The organism is Nioella sp. (assembly GCF_965215655.1).
Classification (GTDB): domain Bacteria; phylum Pseudomonadota; class Alphaproteobacteria; order Rhodobacterales; family Rhodobacteraceae; genus Nioella.
Window position 1 is genome coordinate 3,176,265 of the sequence record NZ_OZ244111.1, and the last position, 9,263, is coordinate 3,185,527.

11 protein-coding genes are annotated in these 9,263 nt (G+C 62.6%); 6 read left to right on the forward strand and 5 right to left on the reverse strand.

Annotated elements, in window-relative coordinates:
* Positions 1-14 precede the first annotated feature (14 nt).
* The 3 genes from def (ACOOEX_RS15865) to def (ACOOEX_RS15875) are packed head-to-tail and all read right to left on the reverse strand — an operon-like array spanning position 15 to position 1,502.
* Entirely contained in the window at positions 15-506 is a 492-nt protein-coding gene (gene def, locus ACOOEX_RS15865) for a peptide deformylase (protein WP_420395743.1), read from the reverse strand.
* A complete protein-coding gene (gene def / locus ACOOEX_RS15870) occupies positions 496-981 on the reverse strand; it encodes a peptide deformylase (protein ID WP_420395744.1) in 486 nt (161 codons plus the stop codon). Before def (ACOOEX_RS15870) ends, def (ACOOEX_RS15865) begins: the two co-directional genes overlap by 11 nt.
* The gene (gene def, locus ACOOEX_RS15875) at positions 978-1,502 is read right to left on the reverse strand and encodes a peptide deformylase (RefSeq protein ID WP_420398384.1); all 525 of its coding nucleotides are present in this window, start codon (positions 1,500-1,502) and stop codon (positions 978-980) included. Before def (ACOOEX_RS15875) ends, def (ACOOEX_RS15870) begins: the two co-directional genes overlap by 4 nt.
* A gap of 100 nt (positions 1,503-1,602) precedes the next feature.
* Between def (ACOOEX_RS15875) and ACOOEX_RS15880 the strand changes: the two genes are divergently transcribed.
* The 3 genes from ACOOEX_RS15880 to ACOOEX_RS15890 all read left to right on the forward strand — a co-directional run bounded on the left by ACOOEX_RS15880 (position 1,603) and on the right by ACOOEX_RS15890 (position 5,096).
* Positions 1,603-2,769: a MalY/PatB family protein gene (locus ACOOEX_RS15880; protein WP_420395745.1), complete on the forward strand. Its 1,167-nt coding sequence runs from the start codon at positions 1,603-1,605 to the stop codon at positions 2,767-2,769.
* Between the two features lie 300 nt (positions 2,770-3,069).
* Positions 3,070-4,029, forward strand: a complete 960-nt coding sequence (locus ACOOEX_RS15885) for an L-malyl-CoA/beta-methylmalyl-CoA lyase (protein ID WP_420395746.1) — start codon at positions 3,070-3,072, stop codon at positions 4,027-4,029.
* Positions 4,030-4,136: 107 nt separating this feature from the next.
* Positions 4,137-5,096 carry an acetyl-CoA carboxylase carboxyltransferase subunit alpha gene (locus ACOOEX_RS15890; protein ID WP_420395747.1) on the forward strand — a complete coding sequence of 320 codons (960 nt, stop codon included), beginning with the start codon at positions 4,137-4,139 and terminating at the stop codon, positions 5,094-5,096.
* Between the two features lie 7 nt (positions 5,097-5,103).
* On the opposite strand, the gene ACOOEX_RS15895 is transcribed toward ACOOEX_RS15890, so the two are convergent.
* Complete coding sequence (locus ACOOEX_RS15895) at positions 5,104-5,628, reverse strand: cytochrome b (protein ID WP_420395748.1); 525 nt, start codon at positions 5,626-5,628, stop codon at positions 5,104-5,106.
* A gap of 155 nt (positions 5,629-5,783) precedes the next feature.
* On the opposite strand from ACOOEX_RS15895, the gene ACOOEX_RS15900 reads away from it, so the two are divergent.
* The 3 genes from ACOOEX_RS15900 to ACOOEX_RS15910 all read left to right on the forward strand — a co-directional run bounded on the left by ACOOEX_RS15900 (position 5,784) and on the right by ACOOEX_RS15910 (position 8,287).
* Positions 5,784-6,932, forward strand: coding sequence for an acyl-CoA dehydrogenase family protein (locus ACOOEX_RS15900; protein ID WP_420395749.1), 1,149 nt, complete (start codon positions 5,784-5,786; stop codon positions 6,930-6,932).
* A gap of 92 nt (positions 6,933-7,024) precedes the next feature.
* Positions 7,025-7,876 (forward strand): ATP-grasp fold amidoligase family protein, encoded by an 852-nt coding sequence (locus tag ACOOEX_RS15905; protein ID WP_420395750.1) that lies wholly within the window; start codon positions 7,025-7,027, stop codon positions 7,874-7,876.
* Positions 7,877-8,080: 204 nt separating this feature from the next.
* A complete protein-coding gene (locus ACOOEX_RS15910; RefSeq protein ID WP_420395751.1) occupies positions 8,081-8,287 on the forward strand; it encodes a hypothetical protein in 207 nt (68 codons plus the stop codon).
* Between the two features lies 1 nt (position 8,288).
* Here ACOOEX_RS15910 and ACOOEX_RS15915 read toward each other — a convergent pair whose 3' ends face one another.
* Positions 8,289-9,221: an L-lactate dehydrogenase gene (locus ACOOEX_RS15915; RefSeq protein WP_420395752.1), complete on the reverse strand. Its 933-nt coding sequence runs from the start codon at positions 9,219-9,221 to the stop codon at positions 8,289-8,291.
* Between the last annotated feature and the right edge of the window lie 42 nt (positions 9,222-9,263).

Genomic DNA, 9,263 nt, shown 5'->3' on the forward strand with positions numbered 1-9,263 from the left:
CGGCCCGACCCGCATCACCGCTTCCTCGCCTTACGCAGGAACATGTCGCGCTTCACCTTGCTGAGATTGTCGAAATACATCCTGCCGTTCAGGTGGTCGATCTGGTGCTGAACGCTGGTCGCCCACAACCCCACGAAATCCTTGCGCACCGTCATCCCGTGATGGTCCATATAGCTGACAGTCACGGCACGGGGCCGCTCGATCTTGGCATAGGAACCGGGCAGGTTCGGGCTCGCCTCCTCATGCGGGCGCAGCTCGATGGATGAATGCAGGATCTGCGGATTGGCCATGCGCACCGCTTTGCCCCGCTCATTCGATGCATCGACCACCGCCAATCGCAGCATCACCCCGATCTGCGGCGCCGCCAGCCCAACACCCGGCATCGCATCCATCGTTTCGATCATATCTTCCCAGATCGCACGGATCTCATCCGTCACCTCATCCACCGGCTCGGCAGGGGTGCGCAACCGCTTGTCCGGCCACATCACGAAAGGTCTAACGGGCATAGTCTTTCTCCATCTGCGCGCGGTGCTCGGGGGGCAGCCGGTCGAATATCACCAGACCGTTCAGATGGTCCATCTCATGCTGCACGCAGCGCGCATCAAACCCGGTCATCTGCGCCTCATGGCCCACACCCTCCAGATCCGTCCAGCGGATCAGAACCTCCGGCGGGCGCATCACCCGCGCGGCAACACCGGGGATCGACAGGCAGGCCTCTTCGCCGCTCTCGAACCGGTCATAGCTGACCACAAGCTCAGGGTTCACGAACACCTGCGGGCGACGCGCACCCTCTTTCCAACCGGTATCCATGACGAAGAGCCGCACCATATGCCCCACCTGCGGCGCGGCTAGCCCGCGCCCCTTGGCGGCATACATCGTGTCGAGCATATCGGCCGCCAGCGCCGACACATCCCCCGCCACCGGCGCACAGACCTGTTTCAGCCGCGCATCGGGCCAGCACAGGATGGGCAGAACGCTCACGCCTTTTCCCGTGCCCGTTCCCGCTTGAGCTTGACCATCTTGCGGGTGATCATCTGCCGCTTCAGCGGCTTGAGATAGTCGATGAAGAGCTTGCCGTCCAAATGGTCGATCTCATGCTGAACGCAGGTTGCCCAAAGGCCGGTAAACACCTCCTGCTGTTCCTTGCCGTCAAGATTCATCCAGCGCACCTCCACCTCGGCGGGACGTGTCACTTCGGCATAGATCTCGGGGATCGACAGGCAACCTTCCTCGTAAACGTTCGTCTCGTCCGAAGATGCCACGATCTCGGGGTTGAACATCGCCAGGGGGCGCGGTGCTTCGCCCTCCTCCTTGACGCAGTCCAACACGATCAGCCGTTTCGACACACCGATCTGCGGCGCGGCAAGGCCGATGCCCGGCGCGTCATACATGGTTTCCAGCATGTCGTCCGCCAGCCCGCGCAGCTCATCCGACAGGTCCGCCACGGGGTCGGCCAGTTTCTTCAGTCGCGGGTCGGGATGGATCAGGATCGGTCTCAGCATGTGCCCCAGATAAGCGATCATGCACGGCGTCGCAACGCCCCCTTGCACCCGCTCTCGGATTGAGTAGCCTCGCGCGCTGAAATCACCGCCAGAGGATTCCATGACCTTCGACACGCTTCACCCGATGATCGGCACATTCAGTGGCAAATGGGACAGTATGGGCAGTTTTGGCGTCGGTCCCGATGGCATTGCCATGCATGTTGCGGATTCCGACTATCCCAGTGCGCCCTGTGTGATCGAGGCGGTGACACGAGAAGCCCAGAGAGGAATCTTCAACTACGGGTTCGACCGCAAGGGTTATGTCGATTCTGTATGCTGGTGGATGAAGGAGCGGCACAACTGGTCGATTGACCCCGACTGGGTGCTGACGGCCCAGGGGCTCGGCATGGCGATTGCCCTCTGCCTCGATGTCTGGAGCGAGCCGGGCGATGACATCGCCTTCTTCACCCCGGTCTATCACGAGTTCCGGCTGAAATCGCAGAGGGCACATCGCAACCATGTCGAACTGCCGCTCGCGCTTGTCGATGGCCGGTATGAACTGGACTGGGACGCCGCCGAAGCCGCCCTGACACCGAAGACAAAAATCCTTCTCTTCTGCTCGCCCCAGAACCCTTCCGGCCGGGTCTGGACCGTCGAGGAATTGCGTCAGGTGGCAGAGTTCGCTGCACGCCACGATCTGATCCTGGTTTGTGACGAAGTGCATGCCGACCTTGTCTACGCCGGCAACACCCATGTCCCGATGGATATCGCGGCGCCAGAACACCGCGACCGGATCGTCACGCTCTTTGCCGCGTCCAAGACATTCAACCTCGCCGGCTTGCGCGTCGGGCAGATGATCATTCCGGACGACAAACTGCGCGCGCAGATGGCCGACCGGCTTACCGCACTGAACTATGACGCGACGACGCTTGGCGCCATCGCCTCTCAGGCGGCCTATTCGCCAGAAGGCAACGCGTGGGTTTCGGCGCAGATGGACTATCTCGAAGAAAACCGCCGCATCTTCGATGCCGGTGTGAACGCCATCCCCGGCGTCTGGTCGATGCCGCTCCAGGCCACCTACCTGCCGTGGGTCGATTTTTCAGGCACCGGCATGACGATGGAAGAGATCGCACAGCGTGTGAACGGTCAGGCGCAAATCACACCCGCGCCGGGCAAGTGGTTTGGCACCGGTTCGGAACTTTGGAACCGCTTCATCCTCGCCACCCCCCGCGCCAATATCGAGGAGGCCGTACAGCGCCTGCAGAAAGCCTTCTCTGATTTGCAGTGACCGGATTTGGGGCGGACAAAAATTCTTCCAGAAGAATTTTCCGCCCCTAAAAATCTTCCCGAAGATTTTTCTATCCGGAAGGATTTTCCCGAAAATCCTTCTGCGCCGCCGCATGCGCAAATCTCGGTCTTTGTCTACACGCCCGGTGTACGGGGGGTGTACAGGGGGTGTACGGGGGGCACCCTCCTCTTTCGCGGCCAAATCGCGCATTGCCGCGTTGCAGCACTTGCGCGCCGCGACGCAATAATCTACCCAAGGCGGGAACTCTGACGACATATCCTTGCTTGAAGGGAACCGCCCATGTCCTTCCGCCTGCAGCCCGCTGCCCCCGCCCGACCGAACCGCTGCCAGCTCTTCGGCCCCGGCTCCAATACCAAGCTCTTTGAGAAAATGGCCGCCTCCGCCGCTGACGTGATCAACCTCGATCTGGAAGATTCCGTTGCGCCGTCCGACAAGGATCAGGCCCGCGCCAATGTGATCGAGGCCATCGGCAATGTGGATTGGGGCACCAAGACGCTGTCGGTGCGGATCAACGGGCTCGACACCCCCTATTGGTACCGCGATGTCGTTGATCTACTTGAACAATCCTCGGACCGGCTCGACCAGATCATGATCCCGAAAGTGGGCTGCGCCGAGGATGTCTATGCCGTTGACGCGCTGGTCTCCGCCATCGAGGCCGCCAAAGGTCGAACGAAAAAGATCGCCTTCGAAGTCATCATCGAATCGGCCGCCGGCATCGCCCATGTGGAAGAGATCGCCGCGTCCTCGCCGCGTCTTGAGGCCATGAGCCTCGGCGCCGCAGACTTCGCCGCCTCTATGGGCATGCAGACCACCGGCATCGGCGGCACGCAGGAGAACTATTACATGCTGCGCGAGGGGCAGAAATACTGGTCCGACCCCTGGCACTGGGCCCAAACCGCCATCGTAGCGGCCTGCCGTACCCACGGCATTCTGCCCGTCGACGGACCCTTCGGCGATTTCTCGGATGACGAGGGCTATATCGCGCAGGCCATGCGCTCTGCCACGCTTGGGATGGTCGGCAAATGGGCCATTCACCCGAAACAGATCGCCCTTGCAAATCAGGTGTTTACGCCGTCCGAGGCCGCCGTTGCAGAGGCCCGCGAAATCCTTGCCGCGATGGAAGAGGCCAAGGCCTCGGGCGCGGGGGCGACCGTCTACAAGGGCCGCCTCGTGGACATCGCCTCGATCAAACAGGCCGAGGTAATCGTGAAACAGTCCGAGATGATCGCCGCCGGCTGATCCCAAAAGGCCCCGCCCCACGCGCGCGGGGCCTTTTCTTGCAACGCGGAACGTTGCAAATCCCGTCCACCGCCTGCATATAGCCAAGGGTCAGACGGAGGCTTTGCATGAACTATCTCGACTTCGAAAAACCCCTCGCCGAAATCGAGGGAAAAGCCGAAGAGCTGCGGGCGATGGCGCGCGGCAACAAGGAGATGGATATCGAGGCCGAGGCCAAGGCGCTCGATAAAAAGGCCGCCGACATGCTGGCCGACCTCTACAAGTCGCTGACGCCATGGCGCAAATGTCAGGTGGCACGCCACCCCGACCGGCCCCATTGCCGCGACTATATTCAGGCACTTTTCACTGAATACACGCCGCTGGCGGGCGACCGGAACTTCGCCGATGACCACGCGATCATGGGCGGGCTGGCCCGCTTCAATGATCGCCCCGTCATGGTGATCGGCCATGAAAAGGGCCATGACACCAAGACCCGGATCGAGCGCAATTTCGGCATGGCCCGGCCCGAAGGCTACCGCAAGGCGGTGCGTCTGATGGACATTGCTGACCGGTTTAACCTGCCCGTCGTGACGCTGGTGGACACCCCCGGTGCCTATCCCGGCAAGGGCGCGGAAGAACGCGGCCAGTCAGAGGCGATTGCGCGCTCGACCGAGAAATGCCTTCAGATCGGCGTGCCGCTGATTTCCGTCGTCATCGGCGAAGGCGGATCGGGCGGGGCCGTGGCCTTTGCCACCGCTGACAAGGTGGCGATGCTGGAACACTCGATCTATTCGGTCATCAGCCCCGAGGGCTGCGCCTCGATCCTGTGGAAGGACGGGGCCAAGATGCGCGAAGCGGCCGAGGCGCTGCGCCTGACCGCGCAGGACCTTGAAAAACTCGGCGTCTGCGACCGGATCATCAAGGAACCGCTCGGCGGCGCACAGCGCGACCGGGTGACGACCATCAAGCGCGTGGGCGAAGGGATCGAGGCCCTGCTGGCCTCCATGGACGGAAAATCGCGCGACGACCTGATCGCAGGCCGCCGCAAGAAGTTCCTCGATATGGGGTCGAAAGGGCTGGCCGCCTAAGGCCCGCCTACCGCCCGAACCACATCCGCTGAAACAGCCCGTCACGCAGCATGATCTGGTGGTAAAGCGCCCCCAGTATATGCAGCGCCAGCATCGCCATGATCAGCTTGGCAAGAATGCCGTGGACAACGCGCGGGCTGAATTCAAAAAAGCTGTCAGGCAGCGGCGCGGTGCCCGCCAAGGCATCTGACAGGCCCGACATGCGGCCCAGAACCATGCCCGACACGGCCATCAGGATCACGAAGATATTCAGAAGCTTGGGCATCGCCTGCCCCAACCTGTCCAGAAACGCGCTGCCGGTTTTGGCATGGTCCGGCGCGGGCAGGAACCGGCGCAGCACGATCCGCAGCACGGTCAGGCCAAGGATCACGAGCCCGATCAGCCGGTGTGTGGCCAGCATCGACAGCTTGTCGGGGTCGGTATTGTCCATCGGCTCCAGCACGAAGGTGCCCACCCCAAGCATCAGAAGCATCAGCACGGCAACGATCCAGTGCAGGGCGACGGTGACAGGGTGGTAACGGTAAACGGACATGGCGCATCCTTTCGCGGCACTGGTACGTTCGACTAGCGGTATGGGCACTGCCTTTAGTTGTCAACGGCAAGTATATTTCCCGGTCAATCCGCCGCAACGGCATGCTTGCCCGAATTCCCCGCCCGCGTCACCATCCCCCGCAAGGAGGACCCCAAATGCCCAACCATCTGTGGATGCAGGACGACCATCACGCCTATGCCGATACCGTGCGCCGGTTTCTGGAGGACGAGTTTCAGCCACACCGGGACACATGGAAGGAGGCGGGCAAGATCCCCAAGGATTTCTGGCGCAAGGCGGGGGATCTGGGCATACTCGGCGCAACCACGCCGGAGGAGAACGGCGGGCTCGGCCTCAGCCGCCATTTCGATGCGGTGACCTATATTGAACAGGCCAAGGCGGGGGATAGTGGCTGGGGATTTGCCGTCCACAATATCGCCGCGCATTACATCATCGCCTATGGCACGGAAGAGCAGAAAGCGCGCTGGCTGCCAAAACTGGCCACCGGCGAGATGGTCGGCGCCATAGCCATGACCGAACCGGGCACCGGCAGTGACCTACAGGCAGTGCGCACCACCGCCGTGCCGGACGGGAACGAGTATCTGATAAACGGATCCAAGACCTTCATCACCAACGGGGGCAGCGCCGACCTGCTGATCCTCGTGGCCAAGACCGACCCCACATCGCGCGCCAAGGGCGTCTCGCTGATGGTAGTGGAGACAGAAGCGCTGGAGGGCTTCCGCGTGGGCCGCAAGCTCGACAAGATGGGGATGCGCCGGAACGATACGGCGGAACTGTTTTTTGAGGACGTCCGCATCCCGCGCGACCATCTGCTCGGGACCGAGGAAGGCCAAGGGTTTTACCAGCTTATGCGGCAATTGCCGTGGGAACGGCTGATCCTCGGCTATGGCGCGCTCGGGTCCTCTCAATGCGCGCTCGACGTGACGCTCTCTTATGTGAAAGAGCGCAAGGCCTTTGGGCAGCGGGTCATGGATTTCCAGAACACAAGGTTCAAGCTGGCGGAATGCGCGACCAAGGTGGAAATTCTCGCAGCTTTCCTCGACCAGTGCCTGGAGGAGCTGGAACAGGGCACCCTGACGGCGGAAAAGGCCGCGATGGCCAAGTGGTGGGGCAGCCAGACCCAATGCGAGATCGTGGACGAATGCCTGCAACTGCATGGCGGCTACGGCTACATGAACGAGTACCTGATCGCAGAACTCTACGCCGATGCCCGTGTGCAGAAGATCTATGGCGGCACGAATGAGATCATGAAGGAACTGATCGCGCGGGATCTGGACCGCGACTGACGTGACCGCCGCAATCACTGGGCCATTGCCGCAGGCACGGCACCATGGCACCGTCTGTTCGACCCGCAACAAGACCAACGGCGATCACACCCATGGCGCTCATTCCCGCCCGCATACGCTACAGGCTGACGAGCGTAGAACCCCCGACGGAGTTCAAACGCCGGATGGAGGACCGGCTCCAGCGATGGTATCGCGGCAAGGATCCGCATCCCGATCCGGCCCTGCAACGCAGGCGGCTGTCGGTTGCTGCTCTCACCAACAAAACGGCAATGCGCGCCTACGCACAGCAGATGAACCTGCCGCTGCCCGAGCGCTACGCCGAGGCGGCCGACGTGGACGGCCTCGACATCCCTGCGCTTCCGCAAAGGGTGGTCATCAAGCCAGACAACCTGTCCAGCAACAAAGGCGTGCTGTTGTTCGACGGAGAGACAGAGGTCTTTTCCGGCGACACCGTGCCCATGTCCGAACGCGGGGCCTATGTGAAACGCAGGATGGACCCATTGATTTCCGCCAAGCCCGCAACCCGGCTGATTGCCGAAGAGTTTCTGAAAGATAGCGACCCCGGCAAGGTCATTCCCCGCGATTTCAAGACCTTCGTCGCAGGCGGTCGGACGCATGTGATCAAGGTTGTCGACAGGAACGGCAAGGCGGGAACGACCATGGAACGATACTATCGCCGGACCTGGAAGCCATATCGCGATTTGCAATACTCAAACGGCCTGGCCCCGCCGATCCCCAGACCCGAGCGATACGAAGACCTGCTCGATCTGTCCGATCGGATCGCACGCGACATCCAGTGCTTCATGCGGCTGGATTTCTACATCACGCAGCGCGGTGTGGTGTTCGGTGAATTCACATCCTACCCCAATGCAGGCAACAAACACACGGCCCGCGGCAGCCGCGTCTTTTGCGATCTGATGGACCGCTATCCAGACCCGTTCTGAACCGTGGGTCACCGGCCCATTTGCCGAACCGCGCGCCCTGCGACCGACAGAACGGGCTCATTGCGGCTGACCAATCGAGATTTCGAAAAATCCTCTGAACACGCCACGAAAATTCCCGCATTGGGCCGCGCCTGTGCACGGCTGACGGACGACACCCACAGGGTTCATTCCGCAATCCCGATTGCCAACCGGAGGTCCGATCCCATGAAACCAACCCGTCTCGTTGCAACCGCCCTGACCTTGACCGCCCTGTCATCCGGCGCGGCGCTGGCCCAGACCTACACCACGCCCGACGGCTGTTCCTACACCCGCGCGCAGGCGCCGGGCCATCCCGCCACATGGCATCTGATCCTGAACCCCGAGCGGATCGGCCTGCCGACCCCCACGGCCCGCTGCGCCGCAATGCTGTAGGTCAGAGCGGCAGGGGCGACAGCCGAGCTTGCAGAATCTCTGCCGACCGGCGCAGGGCGGCTTCCTCGCCCTCGCTCAGTTCTGGCCACAGCGTCGCGGTCACGCCCTCGCGCCCCACGGTGCGGGGCAGCGACAGGGCCACGTCCGGCACGCCCAGAACATCCGTCTCGACCACGGACACCGACAGCACAGCCTGTTCATCGCCCGCAATCGCCGCCACGATCCGCGCCAGCCCGCCGCCGATGCCGTACCAGGTGGCGCCCTTGCCCTCGATGATCGTATAGGCCGCGCCGCGCACACCTGCGTCGATCCTCTGGCGCACATCCTCGGTCAGCGGGGCAGAGACCTGCGCAGCGAAGCTTTCCAACGGCACCGACCCGGCCCGCGCGCTGGACCAGGCCAGCACCTCGGAATCGCCGTGTTCGCCCAGGACATAGCCATGGACCGACCCCGGAGAAATCCCCAGATGCCGTCCCACCAGCCAGCGAAACCGCGCGGTATCGAGGATTGTGCCCGACCCGATCACGCGCCCCGGCGGTAGGCCCGACAGCCGCGTGGTGATCTGGGTCATCAGGTCGACGGGGTTCGAGGCGACCAAAAGGATCGCGCCGGGGCATACCGCCATGACCTGCCCCACCACCTGCCGGAACACATCCGCATTCCGTTCCAGCAGGGCCAGCCGCGTTTCCCCCGGTTGCTGAGAAACCCCGCAGGACAGGATCACCACCCCCGCCCCATCCAGATCGGCATAGCTCCCTGCCCGCACGATGGCGGGGGATGCGAAAGGAATGGCATGGGCGATATCCTCGGCCTCGGCCCGCGCACGCGCCGGGTTTACATCGACCAGCACGATCTCGGATGCTTCGCCCTGCATGACCAATGCGAATGCGGCCGTAGCCCCGACCATGCCTGCCCCGACGATTCCGATTTTCACTGTATGCCCTGCCAGCTTGTAAGACCTGCCTCAGGGTAGCGC